This window comes from Rathayibacter sp. AY1C9 (assembly GCF_002932315.1).
Taxonomy (GTDB): domain Bacteria; phylum Actinomycetota; class Actinomycetes; order Actinomycetales; family Microbacteriaceae; genus Rathayibacter.
This window is the reverse complement of sequence record NZ_PSVZ01000028.1, coordinates 16,543-36,202: the sequence shown is the minus strand read 5'-3', so window position 1 is coordinate 36,202 and position 19,660 is coordinate 16,543. Positions and strand designations below refer to the sequence as shown.

Here is a 19,660-nt window from a genome sequence, read left to right as displayed (position 1 = left end):
GGGCATGCGGATCCTCCAGGGAGCGGCCGGGGCGGCGGGGTCGCTCCCGACCGTAGGCCTCCGCTGTTTCGCGCGCGTTTCCGGCGGGAGGCGCGCGATCCGGATCCGGAGCGGCCCCGCCCCCGGGTGCTAGAGCTCGCCCTGCTGCGAGGTGCCGGCCGGGATCGGGACGAGCCGCGTCACGACGGGCGGGTGGGCGACGAGTCCGCGGATCGCCTCGTTGAGGCGGACGACCGGCTCGCCGGCGCCGTGCGCGTCGAGCAGGTCGCCGCTCGTCCACTTCTCCAGCATGACGATGGTGCCGTCGGGCGAGTCGTGGATCGCGTAGAGCTCGCAGCCCTCCTCCTCGTGCACCTCCGCGATGGCGGTGGAGAGGGCGGCGACGAGCGTGTCGCGCTGCCCCTCGGCGGGAGTGAAGATCGCGGTGACGACGACGGGATCGGACATGGCGTGCCTTTCGGAGGGGGGAGGGGGATCAGCGCTGCGGGGGTGCGGCGCAGCTGGAGCGGATGACGAGGTCGGCCTGCACCTCGATGTGCTGCGGCGCCTCGGGGAGGCGGCCCTGCATGCGGGCGAGGACGAGCTCGACGCTGTGACGGGCGAGCATGTCGATCGGCTGGCGGACGACGCTGAGCGGCGGGGTGACCAGCTCGCTCCACGGGTTGTCGTCGAACACGACGACCGAGAGGGCCTCCGGGATCCGGATCCCGAGCTGGAAGAGCCGGTGCACGGCGCTGCGCACCTGCGCGCCGCTGCCCGCGGTCTGAGGAGGCCGCGGCTGCCGCGGCACCTCCGGCCGTCGGAGCAGCCGCAGGCCGGTCGCGAGCTGCCAGGCCGTGACGGCGTAGACGGAGGCGCGCTCCCAGACGCCGTCGGGCAGCAGATCGACGCCGGGCACGCGGGTGTCGACCTGCAGCATCAGCAGCGCGAGCAGGCCGACCGCGCCGAGCACGATCCCGACCGTCCCGAGCGCCCACGGGGCGCGGCCGCGCCGGGCCGCGGCACCGGCGACGATCGAGGCCGCGTTGCCGCCGACGATCGCCATCGCGGCGCCGACCACGTGCAGGCCGCCGATCCCGTTCTGCGCACTGGCGCTGCTCCCGTGCACGAGGCCCACCACGGCGATGCCCACGGCGTGGACCACGGCGAGGGAGAGGAACAGCCCCCGCGATCCACCCCGCGCCGCCCGCACGGTCGTGACGGCGGCGGCGAGGTAGAGCGCCCCCTGCAGGAGGAATCCGGCGTTCATCACCGCGTGCAGCGGCGAGTCGATCGCGCGCCCCTGGAACACGCCCACCTCGGGCACGCCGAGATCGCTGATGTAGTTCCGTGCGTAGCTGTAGCCCGGGAACGCGGACGCGGCGACCGCCTCCGCTCCCACGTAGGCGAGCGCGCTCACCACCCACAGCACTCCGGCCCCACGAGTTCCCATGCGGCCATCATCCCCGGGCCCGGCCCCGCCGGTCGTCGTCGGCGGACGGCTCCCCGGCTAGGCTCGCCGGATGCTGCAGGTGCGGGGTGAGTCCGGGCAGGCCGTGCTCCTCCTGCCGGGCGGGGGCGAGGCCGTCGACGGGTTCTTCCCCGGGCTGGTCGAGGGCCTGATCGTCGATCCGGGCTGCCGGGTGGTCCTCTACGACAGACCGGGCACAGCGGGGTCGGAGGTCGCCGGCGGACTCACCGACGCCGCAGACGCCGTCCACGCCGTGCTGGCCGGCCTCGGGACAGGTCCCGTCGTCGTGATCGGCCAGAGCCTCGGCGGTGCCGTCGCGATGCTGCTCGCTCGCGATCATCCCGAGGACGTCGCGGGACTGGTGCTCCTCGACCCGACGCCCGTCAACGACACGGCACTGGCGCGTCAGGTGGAGCGGACGGCCCGGGCGACGGCGACGCTCTCGAGACTGCCGGGGCTCGGCCGAGCGCTGTCCGCGCTGCTGCGCACGAGCGCCGCCCGGTCGGCGAGGCGCCACGCGATGAGCCCGGCCGCGCGCGCGGCCGCTCTCGCGATGGCGGACGTCGACCTGCCGGGGCTCGCCTCCGCCGCCGCCGGTCTGGAGCAGGTGGCGCGGGGCTTCGACGAGTCTCAGCTGCCCGCGGTCCCCGCGGCCGTGGTGACCGCGGACCGCAGGCCCGGGTCCTCCCTGCATCGCGCGCATCGGCGCGTCGCCGCCGCCCTGGACGCGCCGCTGCTGTCCTGGCCCGGAGCGGTGCACGAGGTGCACCTGAGCCACGAGCGCGAGGTGCTCGAGGTCGCCCGCACCATCGTGCGGGCCGTCGCCTCCGACTAGGTCCGGAGCCGCTGCGCCGCGGCTCCGGTCACAGGCTGAACCCGCCGTCGGTCGTGAGCACCTGCCCGACGACCCAGCTGCCCGCCGACGTGGCCAGCCATGCGATCAGCTCCGCGGGCAGGCGCGGGGCCACCCGGTACGAGGACGCCGCTCCGGCTCCGCTGCGCGAGGGAGGCCGACCTGGACTACTCCTCGTCCGCCCGGTAGACCTTCCGGAACGCGTCCTTGCGGGCGATCCTCCCGCCGCGGAACTCGTAGATGTCGCAGCCCCGCGTGACCTGGGGTCGGCCGTCGGGGCCGGTCCCGGTGAAGGACCAGGTGGCCGCGCCGCGCGTCCCGGCGATGAGGGGAGCCCCCTCCTCGTGTCGCTCCTGTCCGGTGTCGAAGGCGAGCATGAGCGCGAATCCCTCGCGGACCTGTTCCTTCCCCGTCCAGGTGCGGCCGGGCTCGGGGCCGACGGACGCGCCGTACACGCAGTCGTCGGTCATGTGACTCATCAGCGCTTCGAGGTCGTGGCGGGTCCAGGCGTCGCTGAACGCGGCCAGCACCTCGGGCGTCATCTCGCTCGTGCTGGTCTCGGTCGAAGAGGAGTCGTCCATGTGCGGGCCTCGGTCCTTCTGATCGGTGGACCGTCGTCGGTCGCTCTGCGACCGTGGCAGGTGAGCGGCCGCAGTGGCAACGCCCTCTAGCGGTCATGTCCGGAAGCGGACGGCCGGCGGATCAGCGGTCCGTCGACCCGCCGACCAGCGGGTGAGCGCGACGGCGGGGGGCGGTGCACTGCGGGCGGCGGGAGCGGCCGCCGAGGCGACCCGCTCCACCGGGCACTGCCGCGTCCCGATGCTGAGCCCCTTCGTGAAGGCCGTGCCGAAGTCGGACGCGGGCCGGTCCTCCTCCGCCTCCTCGGTCGCGGCTCCCGGGTCGCCCGCGGCGGCCGGATGCTAGGCGCTCGCCGCCTCGTCCGCCACCTCCTCCCCGCCGACCGGCGCCGACGCGCAGGATGAGGAGCACTCGTCGGGGCGGGCACCAACTCCGCACCCGACCGGCACCGAGACCGCCACGAGCCCGCGCCGGCGGGAGGACAGCGAGAGCACCATGGGATTCTGGGGACCGACCGACGAGACCCGCGGCACGCGCCCGGTCGACGAGCCGCTCGGCGAGCTGGAGCTCGTGCACGCCTTCACCAGCGGGCCGATGCCCACCGGCGTCAGCGTCTCGCACACCGGGCGGATCTTCGTGAACTTCCCGAAGTGGGGAGACGAGGTCCCGGCCACGGTCGTGGAGCTGGTCGACGGAGCGGCGGTGCCCTACCCGGACGAGGCCTGGAACACGCCGTCGGGAATCGACGACGCCGGCGCCCTCGTCTCGGTGCAGAGCATCGTCGTCGATCCGGCCGACCGGCTCTGGATCCTCGACACCGGCAGCCCGATGTTCGAGCCGACGAAGAAGGGCGGCCCCAAGCTCGTCCGCGTCGACCTGGCGACCGACACCGTCGAGCAGGTGATCCTCCTCGAGCCGGACGTCGCCCTGCCGACCACCTACCTCAACGACGTGCGCTTCGATCTGCGGCGCGGCATCGCCTACATCACCGACTCGGCCGACTCCGGCCCGAACGGGATCATCGTCGTCGACCTCGAGGCGGTGACCGCCTGGCGCCGCCTGCACGACCACCCGAGCACGAAGGCGCTCACTCCTCCGGAGCTCGTGCCGATGGCCGAGGGCCGCGTGCTGATGAAGCGCCCGGCCGACGGCGACCCTCAGCCGGTGACGATGGGCGCCGACGGCATCGCGATCTCGGCCGACGGCGAGCGCCTCTGGTACTGCCCGCTCGCCTCCCGCCGCTGGTTCAGCGTGGCGACGGCGGCCCTGGTCGACCGGTCGGTGCCGGACGAGGACGTCGCGGCGACCGTCGTCGACGAGGGCGACAAGGGCGGGGGAGCGGACGGCCTCGAGACGGATGCGCTGGGCCGCTTCTACGCCACGAGCTACGAGAACAACGCGATCGTCCGCCGTCGCACCGACGGCACGATGGAGACGATCGTGCACGACGAGCGGCTGCTCTGGCCCGACACCATGTCGATCGCGACGGACGAGCACCTGTACGTCACCGCGAACCAGCTGCACCGCCAGGCCGACTACCAGGGCGGCACAGATCTGCGGACGTACCCGTACTCGCTGTTCCGGGTGCGGATCGGCGCGGGGCCGGTTCTCCTGCGCTGAAGGCCCCCGCCCGGTCGCCTGCGCCGAGATCCGCAGCGCGGATCAGCGCCAGTGGGCGAGCTCCGTGCGGAGGGTCCCGCGGGCGCGGGCGAGCAGTCCGCGGACGGTCGAGGTCGTGAGCCCCAGCTCGTGCGCGATCGCGTCGTAGCTGCACTGCTCCAGCTGGCGCAGCTCCCAGCAGCGGCGCTGGGCCGGGGGCATCGCGGCGAGCACCCGGTTGGCGTCGGCGGCGAGCGATCCGCAGTGCGCGGCGTGCTCCGGGTCGTCGGCAGCGGAGGCGGGGAACTCGTCGTCCAGCTCGGCTCGCAGCCGCGAGACGCTGGAGCGGAGCCGGTCGACGCTGCGGCGGCGGGCGGTCGTGACGAGCCAGCCGGCGATGGTCTCGCCGTCGATCACGCTGTCCACGTGGGTCCACGCCGCGAGGAACGTCTCCTGCACCACGTCGTCGACGTCGGCGCTGCTGCGGAGGGTGCGGGCGGCCGTCGCGCGGAGCAGCGCGGTGTAGCGGCGGACGATGGTGGCAAACGCGCGGTCGTCGCCCTCCGCGGCGCGGATGACGAGCATCCGGTCCGAGTCGGGCTCGAGCAGTGCGAGCGGCGGCGCGGCGAGGGTCGAGGGGTGGGCCCTCGGGAGGCGTGCGGGGGTGGTGGCGGTGAGCATGCGGACTCCGGTCGACTTGATGTGTACGCATGATTCGGAGGCGCGCTCCCGCCCGGTTTCCCGGGGCGGGACCCCAGTGGGAGGGGCAGGTCTGTCCGGTTTCCGGGGACGTCAGCGCCGCCGCGACCACCAGCGGCGGGACCGCTCCGGCTCGGCGGCCGCCCGGGCCTCGGCCTCGGCGGCGCGATCGGCGCGCCGCTGCGACCAGGCGGCGACCTCCTCGTCGACGTCCCGGAGCGGGGTGACGACGGGCGGCCCGCCCAGCAGCTGGCGGCGTGCCTCGATCACCCGCGTGTTGAAGTCGGCGAGCTCGGCGCGCACCTCCTCCTCGCGGTGCAGGCGGTCGAGGCGCTCGTCGAGCGCGCGGTCCTCGGCGCGGAGGAGGAAGGCGGCCGGGCCGATACCGGTGAGGTTCTCGCGCTCGATCTTGCGGCGGATCCACCAGTCCGGGTCGTGGGCCGCGCCCAGGTCCGGGAGCGGCTTCCCCGATCCCGGCAGGTCGTCGAAGTCGCCGCGGCGGATCGCGAGCTGGATCGCCGTCTCGACGAACGCGGCCCGCTCGAGCGGATCCTCCGGCAGGGCGGGCTGCTCCGCCTCCTCCTCGCCCGCGGCGCCGGCCCGGTACCGGGCGGCGCGCTCCCTCGCATCCGACATCCCTCCACGCTAGATCGGGCTCCTCGCCCCGGGCAACCACCCCTCCCGCCGTCTCCGTGGTCGGCGGGGCGCCGCGGGTCGACATCGGCGGACCGGCGTGCGTAGTATCGATATTCGATAACATCGATGATCGATAAGGAGCACGCCATGACGAGTGTCATCCCCAGCGGACCGGTCCGGGAGCGTCCGCGCGTGTTCCGGGTGGCCAGAGCGGTCCTGCTCATCGTCGCGGTCTTCTCCGTGCTCACCGCGCTCCTGCAGACCTGGACCGTCACCACCGGGCGCACCCTGCTGGTCTTCGGGGGAGCGGACGGCCGCCTCCCGCTCCGGAGCCTCCCGCAGCTGCTGCAGGCCGAGCCGCGCGAGGGCACCGCGCCCACGCTCGCCGACGCCGCCCTCTCCCTCCGGCTGCTCGGTGCGCTGCCGAGCCTCCTCCAGGCGGTCACGATCGTCCTCGCCGCGGTCTTCCTCCTGCGGGTCCTCCGCGGCATCGCGGCCGGACGCCCGTTCGACCCCTTCGTCCTCGCGAACTGGCGCCGTCTGAGCCTTGCCCTGCTGATCGGAGGAGTGGCGCAGGGCCTCGCCGACACCGCGGCCGGCCTGTACCTCAGCTCCGGCATCGGCCTGCTCTTCGCCGCCGGCCGGGTGACCGACGAGCAGCGCGACGCCTTCCTCGGCGGCGACTACCAGGCCATCGGGACGAACCTGCCGCAGTGGCCCGTCCCCGTCCTGCTCGCCGGAGTGGTGGCCCTCGCCCTGACGGCGGCGTTCCGCGCCGGCGCGAAGCTCGAACGGGACGTCGACGGCGTTGTCTGAGCCCGCCGACGACGAGAGGCACCGGATCGACTGCCACCTCGGAGCAGTGCTGGCCGAGCGCGGCGTGACCCTCACCGCCCTCTCTGCCCGCACCGGCATCACGATGGCGAACCTCTCCATCCTCAAGAACAACCGCGCCCGCGCGATCCGCTTCACGACGCTGACGCTCATCTGCGACGCGCTCGACTGCACCCCGCAGGAGCTGTTCTCGATCCGGGCCGTCGACGAGCGGGGGTAGCGGCGGGCGGATCGGCCAGGGGATCTCTGCGGGGCCGATGGTGTGGACGCCGTCCGATCGGATCGTCGATCGAGCAGGCCTCAGCCGCGCTCCACGTCCGCCCCTCCTGGGATCGGCCGGAGCTCCCCGGAGCTCGCTCTCGTCCCGACCCGTGGATGAGCCTCACCAGCGCGGTTGGCGGCCTCGGCCATCGACCGTCCACAGGGGAGCGAGCTCGTCAGCGGGACCGTCGAATGCGCCTCCGGTGGATGCCGGCGGCTGCTCGCGGTCGTCCCTCCCGACGCGAATCACTCCCGAGCAGTTGTCGAGCGAGCTCGAAAGGACCCGCAGACACGCATCGCGGGAACCCTCCGGGACCTTCGCTCCATCTCGGTGGCTTCCGCCGTCGAGGGGCCCCTCCTGAAGATCCGGGCCGACTACTGGTCCCAGGAGTACATCCCCTGGGGACGTGTGCGAAGCGTCCTCGTGCGTGCTTCCGCGAACCGGTCCCGTCGCGCTGAGCGGCGGTCAGCGGTCGAGGACTCGACGAATGACGAAGGCGAACGCCGTCGTCCCCGAGCAGAGTGGGACCCTCGACTTCTCGGAGGTAGGAAATGCCCGAAACCCACTCCGTGCCATCGACCGCGAGCACGGTCCGCTCCGGTTACCTCGACCCGACCGCGCCGCCGGTCGCATCCATCGACTCCGGCGATCGGGTGTCGTTCCCCGCGACCTGGACGCACTGGGGCGACGAAGCAGTCTTCGGGATGACGTTCGCCGAACGGGAACCTCTTCGCCACAAGTACCCGCAGGGCCCGTATTCGATGCTCGGACCTGTCGAGGTCACCGGTGCCGCCCCTGGCGATGTCATCGAGTGCACCATCGAGACGCTGCGCACACTCGACTGGGGGTGGAACAGCTTCCCGCTCGGAGTCGGCGCGCTGCCTCACGACTTCTCTGAGCCGTACCTGCACTACTTCCGATTCGATGACGACCGCCGGCGCGCGGAATTCGTCCCCGGTGTGGAGTTCGACCTCGATCCGTTCATCGGGGTCATCGGCACCGAGCCGGCGGGCGAGGAACCCACCAGCGCCATCCTCTCGGGCCCCTACGGCGGCAACCTCGTCGTCAACGCGCTGACAGCCGGCAGCTCGGTCTTCCTCCCGGTGTTCACTCCCGGTGGTCGGGTCTGGTTCGGCGACATCCACGCCGTTCAGGGCGACGGAGTCGTCGATCAGACAGCCATCGAGACGGCCGCCGAGGAACTCGTCATCCGCTACGACCTCCACAGGGCAGTGCCGCTGACCGGACCACTGGTCGAGACGGCGACGGAGTGGATCGGCTTCGGGTTCAGCGACAACCTCGACGACGCCCTGGTGGAATGCCTCCGCGGTCTCATCACCTGGCTGCATGCGGCGTCGGGCCTCAGCGAGAGCGAGGCCTACGCGCTGTGCAGCCTCGCCGTGAGCTTCCGGGTGGCGCAGTACGCCGACCAGACCGGTTCGGCCTACTCCTCCGTCCCCGCGAAGGCTGTCCAGGGCCGAGTTCCGAAGCGGGTCTTCTCGCCCGACAGAGTCGCGCAGATCAGCGGATGGCTGCGCCCCGGCGGGCCCTCAGCGTGACCGACCTCTCCGATGACGACCGGCGGCAGCTCGCTGCGGTCGTCCGCCGAGCCGATGAGCTCGCGACGGCTCGCGACGTCGACGGCTACCTGGCGCTGACCACCGAGGACATGGTCCTCGACGGAGCCCAGGGAGAGGCGTCCGGCCACGACGCGGTCCGGGCGGCCGTCACGAGGATCTGGGCGGCCGAACCGTCCGGGACTCTGCACCTGACCAGCGACATCACGGTGACGCCGGGCACCGTCGAGGGCGCGTCCGCGCACTCGACCCTCTCTCTCGCCCGCGGCACTCCGGCGCACCCGGAGGTGTGGGCGGTGGCCTCGATCACGCAGCTGCTGCGCCCCACCAGCCAGGGATGGCTGATCGCCCGGCGCACGGTCGGCGAGGGACCCGCCGGCGCTGGCCAGTAGGGTCAGCGCCTTCTCCTCCAGGACCTGTCGCGACCCGCCGTGTCACGGACCGCGACGGTCTGGTCGACGCCGCGTCGTCGGGCGGCCCTCGCATCACCGAGAAGAGGCTGCCGAAGGGATCCAGCGACCGGCAGAGCCGCTCCCCGAGGACGTCCTGTCTGCTGCGGGAGTGCCGACGGCTCGGTTGTCCGTCGACTCCCGCCCCACCGGGTCGAACCCGCTACCCGTCATCACTGAGACCCTGCTCGAGCCGGTCGGGAGACCCGTGCGCGTCGTGCCTCCGCCGCTCCCCGCCGCTCAGTCCAGCGGGTAGCCCGGCAGCCCGTCGATGCTGACCGCGTTGCGCGTGGCTCGGTACTCGGCCATGCCGTCGGGGCCCTTCTTCTCGGCTTGGAGGAGGAGCAGGTCGCGCTCGCCGACCGGCTCCATCACCGGCACGCCCCAGCCGCACGCGTCGCTGATGCGGGTGAGCTCGACGGTGACGACCGCGCGGGTGCTCGGGTGCTCGGGGTGCTGCTCGGCGACCTCGGCGAACGCCTCCGAACCGGGCAGGTGCACGGAGCCGGTGCCGTGCAGGCGGACGATGCGCGGACGCGGTCCGAACGACGCGAACATCAGGCACACGCGCCCGTTCTCGCGCAGGTGCGCGATCGTCTCGACTCCGCTGCCCGTGTAGTCGACCCAGCCGACCCGCCGCGGGCCGAGGATCGAGAACGAGTCGTGGCCGCGCGTCGACATGTTGATGTGCCCGTCCGCGGCGAGGGGCGCGGTGGCGACGAACCACATCGGCTGCTCGTGGATCCAGGAGGAGAGGCTCTCGTCGATCTCGTCGTAGACGTGCGCCACGGGATCAGGCCCCGGCCGCGCGGCGGACCAGCTCGGTGACGGCGGCGCGCGTCTCGGCGTCGGCGGAGACGAGCGCGTAGGCGGTCGGCCAGATCGTGCCGTCGTCGAGCTGCGCGCCGTCCTGGAAGCCGAGGGTCGAGTAGCGCGTGCCGAACTTCGCGCCGGGCTGGAAGAAGACGATCGCCTTGCCGTCGGAGCGCGCGTAGGCGGGGAAGCCGTACCAGGTCTTCGGGAGGAGGTCGGGAGCGGTCTCGCCGACGACGTCGTGCAGCATCTGGGCGATCGGCCGCTCCTCGTCGGTCATCGCGGCGATCGCGGCCTCCGCGTCCCTGCGGTCGGCGTCGGCCTTGTCGGCGCTCTTCTGCCGCTTCGCCTCCGCCCGCAGCTCGGCCGCGCGCTGCTTCATCGCCGCGCGCTCGTCCTTCGAGAAACCGTCTTCGGAGGCCATGTCCGCCCGTCCCGTCCGTCTGCGGCTCCCGGTCCGGGAGCGTCCCCGCACATCGTGACAGCGCCGCACTCGCCGCACAACGGCGGGAGCGAGCGCGACCGCGCGCCCCGGAAGCCCAGCCTCCGCGGTTAGCGTGGGCGGATGCGCCTCCTCCTGATCCGCCACGGCCAGACCCCCTCCAACGTCGCCGGGCTCCTCGACACCCGCATCCCCGGACCCGGGCTCACCGACCTCGGCCGCACCCAGGCCGCGGCGCTGCCCGGTCGGCTCGCCGGCGAGGGGATCGGCGCGCTGCTCGTCTCGACGATGGTCCGCACCCACGAGACGGCCGCCCCTCTCGCCGCGGCCCTCGGGCTCGAGCCGATCGAGCGCGACGGCATCCGCGAGGTCGCTGCCGCGGGGCTCGAGATGCGCGGCGACGGGGCGGCGGTCGAGGAGTACATGGGCACGGTCTTCCGCTGGGCCGGCGGCGAGACGTCGATCCGGCTCGCGGGCGGCGAGACGGGCGACGAGTTCGCGGCGCGCTACGACGCGGTGGTGGCGGAGGCGGAGGCGCTCGGGCACGAGGTCGTCGCGCTGATCAGCCACGGCGCGGCCATCCGCTGCTGGGCGGGTCTGCGCTCCCTCGACCTCGATGCGCGCTTCATCGCCGACCACCTGCTCGACAACACCGGCGTCGTCGTCCTCGAGGGCTCGGGCGACGCGTGGACGCTCGTGTCCTGGCAGGGCGAGCCCGTCAGTGGAGTCGGCGCGGCGGCCCCCTCGGGCCCGGCGGGCGAGACCACCGTCTGAGCTGCGGGGCCTCCTCGCCGGTCGAGCAGCGGCGGATGGAGACCGGCCGGAACGAGCGCCGCCGGCCGCGCCATCACGGTAACGATCGCGCAACACTCCGGAAACCAGCTCCGACCAGCACATTCGCTCGCGCCGATCGGTTCATCACCACCCCTGGACCCGCCCCCGCAATTGTCCGACGTTTGCCCCTCGGCGGCTCCGCGGCTACCGTGGTCGGCGGTCCTCACGGGCCCCGATGAACCGGTCCGCGCTCGCACGGCGTCCCCCCAGGACGCGCCGCGATCGTACGGTCAACGGGAGTGGAGGCGGCCCCGAGGCCGCCTCGGACGCTCTCGCCTCCACCCCCTGCCGCGCTGAGCGGCGGGACGCACGCGGAGGCTCGACGCACGGCTGTCCCACGCTCCCGACCCGGCACCACGAGATGAGCGCAGGGCGTCGTCCCTGCGCGCCGACGGAGTGTACGTGCACCAGAACCAGCAGATCATCAGCGAGCCCCGGAGCGAGGCGGGCGCCGATCCCGCGACCCCCGCTCTCGAGGCCCGCCACCTCTTCAAGGTGTTCGGCCGGAAGCCCGACGAGGTCGTCCGCCGACTGGGCGAGGGCGCCGACCGCGGCGAGCTCGCCGGACTCGGCACGGCCGCGGTGATCGACGCGTCCTTCACCGTGCGCCGCGGCGAGATCTTCGTCGTGATGGGCCTCTCCGGCTCCGGGAAGTCCACCCTGATCCGCATGCTGAACGGGCTCCAGGAGCCCTCCGCGGGCGAGGTCCTGATCGAGGGCTCCACCATCACCGGCGTCTCCGAGGCGGAGCTGCGCCGCGTGCGCCGCTCGTCGGTGTCGATGGTGTTCCAGCACTTCGCGCTCCTCCCGCACCGCACCGTGCTCGACAACGTCGCGTACCCGCTCGAGATCCAGGGCGTCCCCGCGGCCGAGCGCCGCGAGCGGGCCCTGCTCGCGGTCGAGCGCGCCGGTCTCGCCGGCTGGCACGAGAAGATGCCCGACGAGCTCTCCGGCGGCATGCGCCAGCGCGTCGGCCTCGCCCGGGCGCTCGCCGCCGACACCGACATCGTGCTGATGGACGAGGCGTTCTCGGCACTCGACCCGCTGATCCGCCGCGAGATGCAGGAGCAGCTGATCGAGCTGCAGCACGAGCTCGGCAAGACCATCGTCTTGATCACGCACGACCTCAACGAGGCCATGTTCCTCGGCGACCGCATCGCGGTGATGCGCGACGGCCGCATCGTCCAGATCGGCACCCCGGAGGAGATCCTCACCGACCCGGCGAACGACTACGTCGCCCAGTTCGTGCAGGACGTCGACCGCGCCCGCGTGCTCACCGCCTCCGCCGTGATGGAGCCCGCCCGCTCCGTGGTCACCCTCGCGGCCGGTCCCCGCGCCGCGCTCCGGAGCATGCGCGACCTGCAGACCTCGGCCGCGTTCGTGGTGGGCGGCGGACGCCGCCTGCTGGGCACGGTCCGCGACCGCGACGTGATCGAGCAGGTGCGCCGGAGCACCGGCGACCTCTCGGCGGTCCTCACCTCCGACGTCGTCACCGTCGGTCCGGACACCGCCCTCAGCGAGGTCATCGAGCCCGCCGTCGAGTCGGCGCTGCCGGTCGCCGTGGTCGACGCCGACGGGCGTCTGCTCGGAGCTATCCCGCGGGTGACCCTGCTCGCGGCGCTCGGCAACGTGCCCGCCCGCACCGGCGAGCACCCGGTGATCGAGCCGCCCGCCACCGTCTCGACCGAGGTCGTCACCGCGACCCTGCACGCGACCGGAGGCCCCGTCGAGGACGCCGTCCTCGCGGCGGACGGAGGTGCACGATGACCGATCTCGGATTCCGCCTCCCGCTCGGCGCCCTCGCCGAGGGTGCCGTCGACGTCCTCACGCAGACCTTCCAGCCGGTCTTCGACCTGCTGCGCACCGTCTTCGGCGCCCTCTACTCCGGCGTCGACCTCGTCCTCGCGACACCGCCCTTCTGGGTGATCGTCGCCTTCCTCGCCGTACTGGCCTACGCCGTCCGCGGCTGGGTCTTCGCGGCCGGCACCGCCGTGGGGCTCCTGCTGATCGTGGGGGTCGACCAGTGGGAGAACGCGATGGACTCCCTCGCGCTGGTGCTCGTCGCCTCCGTGATCGCCATCGCGCTGAGCGTGCCGCTGGGCGTGCTCGCCGCGCGCAACCGCACGGCCTCCGCGGTCATCCGGCCCGTGCTCGACCTGATGCAGACGATGCCGGCCTTCGTCTACCTGATCCCCGCGCTGATCCTGTTCCGGGTCGGAGTGGTGCCGGGCATCGTCGCGACCATCGTGTTCGCGATGGCGCCGGGCGTCCGGCTCACCGAGCTGGGCATCCGCGGCGTCGACCCGGAGCTCGTCGAGGCGGGGGAGTCGTTCGGCTCCTCGAAGTGGCGGATCCTCCGGCAGATCCAGCTGCCGCTGGCCCTGCCCTCGATCCTGGCGGGCCTCAACCAGGTCATCATGCTCTCGCTCTCGATGGTCGTCATCGCGGGCATGGTCGGCGCCGGAGGGTTGGGCGGCGACGTCGTCGCGAGCCTCAACCGGATCGATGTCGCGCTCGGCTTCGAGGCGGGCATCTCCGTCGTGATCCTCGCGGTCGTCCTCGACCGGATGACCGGCGCGCTGGGCTCGCCCTCGCCGGCGAGGGTCGCCCGGGCGAAGAACCGCCGCGCCGTCGTGGCGACCCGCTCGGCCGTCGGCGTCGTCTCGATCGGCCTGGTCGCGTCCCTCGGGGCCGCGACCCTCGCCGCTCCCGCCACCGCCGCCTCCGTCGACAACGGCGACCGCACCGACGTGACCGTCGCCGTGTTCCAGGGCTGGGACGAGGGGATCGCCGTCTCCGCTCTGTGGGAGGCGGTGCTCGAGGAGCAGGGCTACGACGTGACCCTGCAGAACGCCGACGTCGCCCCCGGCTTCCAGGGCCTCTCGACCGGCGACTACGACCTCGCCCTCGACACCTGGCTGCCGCTCACCCACGCCCGGTACGTCGAGCAGTACGGCGACTCGATCGTCGACCTGGGCGCGTGGAACGATGAGGCGAAGCTGACCATCGCGGTCAACGAGGACGCCCCGATCGACTCCCTCGAGGAGCTCGCCGCCGACCCGGGCGTCGTCGGCAACCGCCTGATCGGCATCGAGCCCGGCTCCGGTCTCAACAAGACGACGACCGAGGACGTCATCCCCGGCTACGGCCTGGAGGGGATGGACTACCTCACCTCCTCGACGCCGGCCATGCTCCAGGAGCTCTCGAGCGCGACCGCCGCGGGCGAGAACATCGCCGTCACGCTCTGGCGCCCGCACTGGGCCTACGACGCCTTCCCGGTCAAGGACCTCGCGGACCCGAAGGGCCTGCTCGGGCAGGCGGAGGGGATCCACTCCTTCGGCTCGGCCGCGTTCGACGCGGACTACCCGACGATGAGCCGCTGGATCCGCGACTTCCGGATGGACTCGAAGACGCTCTACTCGCTCGAGAACGCGCTGTTCAACGACGGGGCCGACGACCGCTCCGCCGCCCTCGCCGCGTGGATGGACGAGAACCGGGAGTACGTCGACACGCTGATCACCTGATCCGCCACCACGACGAAGGCCGAGAGGCCGGGCGGCCCCGGACCAGGGCTGTCCCGGCCTCTCGGCCTTCGTCGCGCAGGGGTCAGGCGGCGCTGACCCGGCGTCCCGCGGTGGCGCGGACGAGGAGGGTGACCACCAGCACCACGGCGGCGGCGACCAGCGCGGCGATCCCGGCGGGGACCGAGACGAGCTCGCCGGCGAAGCGGCCGACGGCGACCCAGGAGAGTCCCCAGACGAGCGAGAGCATCGGGGCGATGCGGCCGCGGCCGGTGACCGCGATCAGGAGTCCGACGAGCGCGGCGACGGCGAGGACGACGACCGCCCAGACCGCGGCGCCCGGACCGTCCGCGCTGCCGACTCCGGCGCCGACGAGCCCGGCGGTGACGTTCGCGGCCGTGGCCACGCACACCCAGCCGAGGTAGAGCCCGAAGGTGCCGTCCGTCACGATCGCGTCGACCACTCCGGCCGAGCGGGTGGTCCGCAGGATCACGAAGATGCGCGCGAGCACGGCGAGCAGCAGGGCGATCACGACGACGCTGAGCGTCAGGAAGCCGGCCTGGACGACCAGGATCCACGCGGCGTTCAGGAGGAGGCTCGCGGCGGCCCAGTAGCCCAGCCGGCGGTGGCGGGTGCGGGCGGTCTGCGAGGGCAGGAACTGCCAGATCGCGTAGGCGATGAGGCCGGTGTAGATGACGCTCCAGATCGCGAAGGCGGGGCCGTCGGGAGCGATGGGGGTCGAGGACGCGGTCAGGGCGCCGCCGGCCGCGTTCTGGATCTGCGTGCCGCCCGCGGCGCCCGAGCCGATGAAGGAGCCGATGAGGGCGAGCACCGCGCTCACGGCGACGACGACCTGGCGGATCCGGTCGGCGCGGTCGGGGGTTCGTGTGGCGGTCATGTCGCTCCTCCATTAGTCAGCTGGCTGAGTAATGAGAGTAGCGCGGTTCCGCTCCCCGTCCACTGGGGCTTGCGGCAAGGCCCCGACCCTGGAGAGGGCCGGGGCCGGATTCTCAGGCGCGGGCGGCCGCGTACTGCTCGCGGATCACGGGGCGGTGGTCCGGCGCGGGCTCGGCCACCGAGGTGACGGTCCACGTCGGACGCGATCCGGTCAGCGCCCAGGCGGCCTGCACGGCGGCACCGTCGGCCACGTACTCGCCGGGCGTCGGCACCTGCACGGGCACGTCGAACACCTGCGATGCAGCGAGCTGCACGGCGCGGTTCTGCGCGGCTCCGCCGATGAGGAGGATGCGCCGCGCCTCCACTCCCTGCGCGCGAACGGCGTCGAGCCCGTCGGCCAGTCCGCAGAGCATGCCCTCGATCGCCGCGCGGGCGAGGTTCGGTCGCGTGGTCGAGGCGATGGTCATCCCGTGCAGGCTCGCGGTCGCGTCCGGCAGGTTCGGCGTGCGCTCGCCCTCGAAGTAGGGGACCAGCACGAGGCCGTCGGCACCCGGCTCCGCCTCGAGCGCCAGTGCGGCGAACTCGTCGAAGTCGCTGCCGAGCAGGGTCGCGGTCGAGGCCAGCACGCGCGCGGCGTTGAGCGTCGCGACCAGCGGCAGGAAGCGCCCGCTCGCATCGGCGAAGCCGGCGACGGTCCCGGAGGCGTCGCGCACCGGGTCGTCCGTGACGGCGAAGACGGTGCCGCTCGTGCCGATGCTGACGACCACGTCGCCGGGGCCGGCGCCGAGGCCGAGCGCGGCGCCCGCGTTGTCGCCCGCGCCGGGGCCGACGACGAGTCCGCTCTCGGTGCGGCCCGCCTCCTCCGAGGGGCCGAGCACGCGGGGGAGCAGCGGGCGGTGGCCGAGGGCGCGCTCGAGCAGGTCGAGGTCGTAGCCGTCCGCTCCCCAGTACGAGGTGCCGGACGCGTCGGACCGGTCGGTCGTGAGGGCGTCGAGCTGCGGACCGCGGGCGGAGTCGGGGCCGTAGCCGAGCAGGCGCCAGGTCAGCCAGTCGTGGGGGAGCGCGACGGCGGCGACACGGGCGGCGTTCTCGGGCTCGGCGTCGCGCAGCCAGCGGAGCTTGGTGGCGGTGAAGGAGGCGACCGGCACCGATCCGGTCCGCTCCGCCCAGGCCCCGGCTCCGAGCTCCTCGACGAGCGCGGCGGCGGCGGGCGCGCTGCGGGTGTCGTTCCAGAGCAGAGCGGGGCGGATGACGGCGCCGCTCTCGTCGAGGACGACCATGCCGTGCTGCTGGCCGCCGACCGAGATCGCGGCGACGTCGTCGAGCCCGCCGGCGTCGGCGAGGGCGAGCTGCAGCGCCTCCCACCACGCGGCCGGATCGACCTCGGTGCCGTCCGGGTGGCTCGCCCGGCCGGTGCGCACCACGGCGCCGGTGTCGAGGTCGCGGACGACCACCTTGCAGCTCTGGGTCGACGAGTCGATCCCTGCGACGAGCGTCATCGCTGTCCTCTTTCGTTGGGGGGTGCGGGTTCGGGCGTCCGGTGCGGAACCGGGCCGGATGCAGGAGAACGGACGAGACCCCGTGCCGGTGCAGGGGATCTCGTCCGTCTCAGGTCGTCCCGCGGCGGACCGCGGGCTCAGAGGGTGCGGGTCAGCCGCGGGCGCCGAGCAGGTGCTCGGTGGCCAGCTGCTGCAGGCGCACGAAGCCGAAGCCCTTGCCGCCGAGGTAGGCGTCGGCGTCGAACGACTCGTACGAGGCGGTGTCCGCGAGCAGGTCGTCGTACGACTCGCCCTCGTTCAGCGTCGGGGTGGAGAGCTCGGCGACCTTCGCGGCTGCCAGCGCCTCCTGCACCTCGGGGTCGGCGCGGAAGGCCGCGGCGCGCTCCTTGAGCAGCAGGTAGGTGCGCATGTTCGCGGCGGCCGAGTCCCAGACTCCGGTCTCGTCCTCGGTGCGCGAGGGCTTGTAGTCGAAGTGGCGCGGGCCGTCGTAGGCCGGGACGCCGCCGGGGCCGCCGTTCTCGAGGAGGTCGACGAGCGAGAACGCGTTGTGCAGGTCGCCGTGGCCGAAGACCAGGTCCTGGTCGTACTTGATGCCGCGCTGGCCGTTGAGGTCGATGTGGAAGAGCTTGCCGTGGTACAGCGCCTGGGCGATGCCGGCGGTGAAGTTCAGGCCCGCCATCTGCTCGTGGCCGACCTCGGGGTTCACGCCGACGAGCTCGGGGCGCTCGAGGGAGTCGATGAACGCGATCGCGTGGCCGAGCGTCGGAAGCAGGATGTCGCCGCGGGGCTCGTTCGGCTTGGGCTCGATGGCGAAGCGGATGTCGTAGCCCTTGTCGGTGACGTAGTCGCCGAGCAGGTTGACGGCCTCGCGGTAGCGCTCGAGCGCGGCGCGGATGTCCTTGGCGGAGTCGTACTCGGCGCCCTCGCGGCCGCCCCACATGACGAACGTCTTCGCGCCCAGCTCGGCGGCGAGGTCGATGTTGCGGAGGACCTTGCGCAGCGCGAAGCGGCGGACGTCGCGGTCGTTCGAGGTGAAGCCGCCGTCCTTGAAGACCGGGGCGCTGAAGAGGTTCGTGGTGACCATCGGCACGATGAGGCCGGTGGACTCCAGCGCGCCCTTGAGGCGATCGATCTGGGTCTGGCGCTCGGCGTCGGTGGAGCCGAAGGCGAACAGGTCGTCGTCGTGGAAGGTGAGGCCGTACGCGCCGAGCTCGTCGAGCTTCTCGACCGCGTGGACGACGTCGAGCGGCTCGCGGGTCGGGCCGCCGAACGGGTCCGTCCCGTTGTAGCCGATGGTCCAGAGGCCGAACGAGAACTTGTCGGCGCGGGTGGGGGTCAGGGACATGGGATCCGAATCCTTTCCGGCGACGTCGCCGAATTGTTGTTGAGCCCAACATATCTCCTGAGGATCGAGAGGCGCAACGAGCGGAAGGCCCGGCGCGTCGCCCTTCGGCCCCATCGCGGGTGCCGCCCGCTCGTGCCGCGGAACCGCTCGCGGAGCGGGCCGGTGCCCGGGGAGGACGTCGCGAGGATCGCTTGCGCAAGCGCTTCGACTGTGCGTACAGTCGCTCCAGCACGACCGGTCGAAGCGCTTCGAAGCTCGACCGCGACCGACGACGACGTCCGGCAGGAGGAGCCATGGCGACCATCCACGACGTGGCCCGCGCTGCCGGAGTCTCGATCAGCACCGTCTCCTACGCCCTCTCCGGCAAGCGCTCGATCGCCGCCTCCACACGGCAGCGCGTCGACGACGCGGTGCGCCAGCTCGGCTACCGGCCCCACGCGGGAGCCCGGATGCTCGCCGGGGCGCGGACCCACATCCTCGCCCTCTCCGCCCCGATGCGCGGCGAGCTGCACCTGCCGACCCACATGCGCTTCGTCACCGAGGTGCTCGAGCGCGCCCGGGAGTCGGACTACGACGTCCTGCTGCTCGTCACCGACGAGGCCTCCAGCGGCATCGGGCGCGTCTCCTCCTCCTCGCTCGTCGACGGCATCGTCCTGATGGGCGTCGACGACGACGACGACCGCGCCGAGCTGATCCGCGCGGCCGGGGTCCCCGCCACCTTCATCGGCGTGCCCGCCGACTCCCACGATCTCGCCTGCGTCGACCTCGACTTCGCCGAGGCCGCCCGCCAGAGCGTCCGCCGGCTCGCCGAGCTGGGCCACCGCTCGCTCGGCCTGCTCGAGCACCCGCAGTCCTACACCGACCGCAACGCAGGCTTCGTCCGCCGCTTCGACGAGGCGTTCCGCGCCGAGGCCGCAGCGCTCGGAGTCGAGATCGCGGTCGAGCGCCCGCACATCGGCCGCCCGAGCGCATCGGCCGCGATCGACGCGATCCTCGCCGCACCCGTCCCGCCCACCGCGCTCGTGCTGCACTGCAACGAGCCCGTGGCGGAGGCGGCGATCGAGCGCGTCCTCGAGCGCGGCCTCTCCGTCCCCGGCGACCTGTCGATCCTGGCGGCCTGCGCCAGCTATGACGGCGGCGCCCTCCCGGTCCCCACCAGCAGTCTTCCCCTCCCGTTCGACGCGATGTGCCGAGCGGCCGTCGCGCGGACCCTCCAGCAGATCGACTCCGGCCGCACCGTCGGCGTCGAGCTGCTCCCGCCCTCCTACGTCGACCGCGGATCCCTCGCGGTCGCTCCGACCGGCGCTCCGGTGCCGGCGGTCCCGTCCGGCGCTCCCGCGCCAGTCTCCCTCTAGTCCTCCACCCTCTTCC

21 protein-coding genes are annotated in these 19,660 nt (G+C 73.1%); 11 read left to right on the top strand and 10 right to left on the bottom strand.

Annotated features, from left to right (window positions below):
* Positions 1 to 129: 129 nt before the first annotated feature.
* Entirely contained in the window at positions 130 to 447 is a 318-nt protein-coding gene (locus C5D09_RS15190) for a putative quinol monooxygenase (protein WP_104269675.1), read from the bottom strand.
* A gap of 28 nt (positions 448 to 475) precedes the next feature.
* A complete protein-coding gene (locus C5D09_RS15185; RefSeq protein ID WP_258063359.1) occupies positions 476 to 1,432 on the bottom strand; it encodes a DUF998 domain-containing protein in 957 nt (318 codons plus the stop codon).
* 70 nt (positions 1,433 to 1,502) lie between these two features.
* On the opposite strand from C5D09_RS15185, the gene C5D09_RS15180 reads away from it, so the two are divergent.
* Positions 1,503 to 2,285, top strand: coding sequence for an alpha/beta fold hydrolase (locus C5D09_RS15180; protein WP_104248124.1), 783 nt, complete (start codon positions 1,503 to 1,505; stop codon positions 2,283 to 2,285).
* A 185-nt stretch (positions 2,286 to 2,470) separates the two neighbouring features.
* Here C5D09_RS15180 and C5D09_RS15170 read toward each other — a convergent pair whose 3' ends face one another.
* Positions 2,471 to 2,884, bottom strand: coding sequence for a nuclear transport factor 2 family protein (locus C5D09_RS15170; protein ID WP_208543359.1), 414 nt, complete (start codon positions 2,882 to 2,884; stop codon positions 2,471 to 2,473).
* A gap of 151 nt (positions 2,885 to 3,035) precedes the next feature.
* Here C5D09_RS15170 and C5D09_RS15165 point away from each other — a divergent pair, with 151 nt between their 5' ends.
* Complete coding sequence (locus tag C5D09_RS15165; RefSeq protein ID WP_104248123.1) at positions 3,036 to 3,227, top strand: hypothetical protein; 192 nt, start codon at positions 3,036 to 3,038, stop codon at positions 3,225 to 3,227.
* Between the two features lie 150 nt (positions 3,228 to 3,377).
* Complete coding sequence (locus C5D09_RS15160) at positions 3,378 to 4,502, top strand: L-dopachrome tautomerase-related protein (protein ID WP_104269674.1); 1,125 nt, start codon at positions 3,378 to 3,380, stop codon at positions 4,500 to 4,502.
* A gap of 42 nt (positions 4,503 to 4,544) precedes the next feature.
* Here C5D09_RS15160 and C5D09_RS15155 read toward each other — a convergent pair whose 3' ends face one another.
* Positions 4,545 to 5,162: an RNA polymerase sigma factor gene (locus C5D09_RS15155; protein WP_104269673.1), complete on the bottom strand. Its 618-nt coding sequence runs from the start codon at positions 5,160 to 5,162 to the stop codon at positions 4,545 to 4,547.
* 111 nt (positions 5,163 to 5,273) lie between these two features.
* The gene (locus C5D09_RS15150; protein WP_104234561.1) at positions 5,274 to 5,816 is read right to left on the bottom strand and encodes a DUF1992 domain-containing protein; all 543 of its coding nucleotides are present in this window, start codon (positions 5,814 to 5,816) and stop codon (positions 5,274 to 5,276) included.
* A gap of 147 nt (positions 5,817 to 5,963) precedes the next feature.
* Between C5D09_RS15150 and C5D09_RS15145 the strand changes: the two genes are divergently transcribed.
* From C5D09_RS15145 to C5D09_RS15130, 4 genes are all read left to right on the top strand, one after another.
* Entirely contained in the window at positions 5,964 to 6,632 is a 669-nt protein-coding gene (locus C5D09_RS15145; protein WP_104269672.1) for a hypothetical protein, read from the top strand.
* Positions 6,625 to 6,870 (top strand): helix-turn-helix transcriptional regulator, encoded by a 246-nt coding sequence (locus tag C5D09_RS15140; RefSeq protein ID WP_104224883.1) that lies wholly within the window; start codon positions 6,625 to 6,627, stop codon positions 6,868 to 6,870. The genes C5D09_RS15145 and C5D09_RS15140 overlap by 8 nt, the downstream gene beginning before the upstream one ends.
* A 593-nt stretch (positions 6,871 to 7,463) precedes the next feature.
* The gene (locus tag C5D09_RS15135; protein ID WP_104269671.1) at positions 7,464 to 8,471 is read left to right on the top strand and encodes an acetamidase/formamidase family protein; all 1,008 of its coding nucleotides are present in this window, start codon (positions 7,464 to 7,466) and stop codon (positions 8,469 to 8,471) included.
* On the top strand, positions 8,468 to 8,881 hold the full coding sequence (locus C5D09_RS15130) for a nuclear transport factor 2 family protein (protein WP_181127440.1): 414 nt from the start codon (positions 8,468 to 8,470) through the stop codon (positions 8,879 to 8,881). Before C5D09_RS15135 ends, C5D09_RS15130 begins: the two co-directional genes overlap by 4 nt.
* Before the next feature lie 297 nt (positions 8,882 to 9,178).
* On the opposite strand, the gene C5D09_RS15125 is transcribed toward C5D09_RS15130, so the two are convergent.
* Positions 9,179 to 9,727 carry a pyridoxamine 5'-phosphate oxidase family protein gene (locus C5D09_RS15125; RefSeq protein WP_104269669.1) on the bottom strand — a complete coding sequence of 183 codons (549 nt, stop codon included), beginning with the start codon at positions 9,725 to 9,727 and terminating at the stop codon, positions 9,179 to 9,181.
* A 4-nt stretch (positions 9,728 to 9,731) separates the two neighbouring features.
* On the bottom strand, positions 9,732 to 10,175 hold the full coding sequence (locus C5D09_RS15120) for a hypothetical protein (RefSeq protein ID WP_104227361.1): 444 nt from the start codon (positions 10,173 to 10,175) through the stop codon (positions 9,732 to 9,734).
* Between the two features lie 141 nt (positions 10,176 to 10,316).
* Between C5D09_RS15120 and C5D09_RS15115 the strand changes: the two genes are divergently transcribed.
* The 3 genes from C5D09_RS15115 to C5D09_RS17965 all read left to right on the top strand — a co-directional run bounded on the left by C5D09_RS15115 (position 10,317) and on the right by C5D09_RS17965 (position 14,551).
* Positions 10,317 to 10,967: a histidine phosphatase family protein gene (locus tag C5D09_RS15115; protein ID WP_104269668.1), complete on the top strand. Its 651-nt coding sequence runs from the start codon at positions 10,317 to 10,319 to the stop codon at positions 10,965 to 10,967.
* Between the two features lie 462 nt (positions 10,968 to 11,429).
* Positions 11,430 to 12,794 carry a glycine betaine/L-proline ABC transporter ATP-binding protein gene (locus tag C5D09_RS15110; RefSeq protein WP_374953812.1) on the top strand — a complete coding sequence of 455 codons (1,365 nt, stop codon included), beginning with the start codon at positions 11,430 to 11,432 and terminating at the stop codon, positions 12,792 to 12,794.
* Positions 12,791 to 14,551: an ABC transporter permease/substrate binding protein gene (locus C5D09_RS17965; RefSeq protein WP_104269667.1), complete on the top strand. Its 1,761-nt coding sequence runs from the start codon at positions 12,791 to 12,793 to the stop codon at positions 14,549 to 14,551. Before C5D09_RS15110 ends, C5D09_RS17965 begins: the two co-directional genes overlap by 4 nt.
* Before the next feature lie 82 nt (positions 14,552 to 14,633).
* Here the strand turns inward: C5D09_RS17965 and C5D09_RS15100 are convergent, their stop codons facing one another.
* From C5D09_RS15100 to xylA, 3 genes are all read right to left on the bottom strand, one after another.
* Positions 14,634 to 15,446, bottom strand: coding sequence for a tryptophan-rich sensory protein (locus tag C5D09_RS15100; protein ID WP_104224878.1), 813 nt, complete (start codon positions 15,444 to 15,446; stop codon positions 14,634 to 14,636).
* Between the two features lie 112 nt (positions 15,447 to 15,558).
* Entirely contained in the window at positions 15,559 to 16,944 is a 1,386-nt protein-coding gene (xylB, locus tag C5D09_RS15095; protein WP_104269666.1) for a xylulokinase, read from the bottom strand.
* Positions 16,945 to 17,095: 151 nt separating this feature from the next.
* Positions 17,096 to 18,289: a xylose isomerase gene (xylA, locus tag C5D09_RS15090; RefSeq protein WP_104224876.1), complete on the bottom strand. Its 1,194-nt coding sequence runs from the start codon at positions 18,287 to 18,289 to the stop codon at positions 17,096 to 17,098.
* Between the two features lie 293 nt (positions 18,290 to 18,582).
* On the opposite strand from xylA, the gene C5D09_RS15085 reads away from it, so the two are divergent.
* Positions 18,583 to 19,644, top strand: a complete 1,062-nt coding sequence (locus C5D09_RS15085) for a LacI family DNA-binding transcriptional regulator (protein ID WP_104269665.1) — start codon at positions 18,583 to 18,585, stop codon at positions 19,642 to 19,644.
* Positions 19,645 to 19,660: the final 16 nt, after the last annotated feature.

Coding starts and splice junctions, on each gene's coding strand:
- C5D09_RS15190 (WP_104269675.1), bottom strand. CDS start 447: ATGTCCGATCCCGTCGTCGTCACCGCGATCTTCACTCCCGCCGAGGGG.
- C5D09_RS15185 (WP_258063359.1), bottom strand. CDS start 1,432: ATGGGAACTCGTGGGGCCGGAGTGCTGTGGGTGGTGAGCGCGCTCGCC.
- C5D09_RS15180 (WP_104248124.1), top strand. CDS start 1,503: ATGCTGCAGGTGCGGGGTGAGTCCGGGCAGGCCGTGCTCCTCCTGCCG.
- C5D09_RS15170 (WP_208543359.1), bottom strand. CDS start 2,884: ATGGACGACTCCTCTTCGACCGAGACCAGCACGAGCGAGATGACGCCC.
- C5D09_RS15160 (WP_104269674.1), top strand. CDS start 3,378: ATGGGATTCTGGGGACCGACCGACGAGACCCGCGGCACGCGCCCGGTC.
- C5D09_RS15155 (WP_104269673.1), bottom strand. CDS start 5,162: ATGCTCACCGCCACCACCCCCGCACGCCTCCCGAGGGCCCACCCCTCG.
- C5D09_RS15150 (WP_104234561.1), bottom strand. CDS start 5,816: ATGTCGGATGCGAGGGAGCGCGCCGCCCGGTACCGGGCCGGCGCCGCG.
- C5D09_RS15145 (WP_104269672.1), top strand. CDS start 5,964: ATGACGAGTGTCATCCCCAGCGGACCGGTCCGGGAGCGTCCGCGCGTG.
- C5D09_RS15135 (WP_104269671.1), top strand. CDS start 7,464: ATGCCCGAAACCCACTCCGTGCCATCGACCGCGAGCACGGTCCGCTCC.
- C5D09_RS15120 (WP_104227361.1), bottom strand. CDS start 10,175: ATGGCCTCCGAAGACGGTTTCTCGAAGGACGAGCGCGCGGCGATGAAG.
- C5D09_RS15115 (WP_104269668.1), top strand. CDS start 10,317: ATGCGCCTCCTCCTGATCCGCCACGGCCAGACCCCCTCCAACGTCGCC.
- C5D09_RS17965 (WP_104269667.1), top strand. CDS start 12,791: ATGACCGATCTCGGATTCCGCCTCCCGCTCGGCGCCCTCGCCGAGGGT.
- C5D09_RS15100 (WP_104224878.1), bottom strand. CDS start 15,446: ATGACCGCCACACGAACCCCCGACCGCGCCGACCGGATCCGCCAGGTC.
- xylB (WP_104269666.1), bottom strand. CDS start 16,944: ATGACGCTCGTCGCAGGGATCGACTCGTCGACCCAGAGCTGCAAGGTG.
- xylA (WP_104224876.1), bottom strand. CDS start 18,289: ATGTCCCTGACCCCCACCCGCGCCGACAAGTTCTCGTTCGGCCTCTGG.
- C5D09_RS15085 (WP_104269665.1), top strand. CDS start 18,583: ATGGCGACCATCCACGACGTGGCCCGCGCTGCCGGAGTCTCGATCAGC.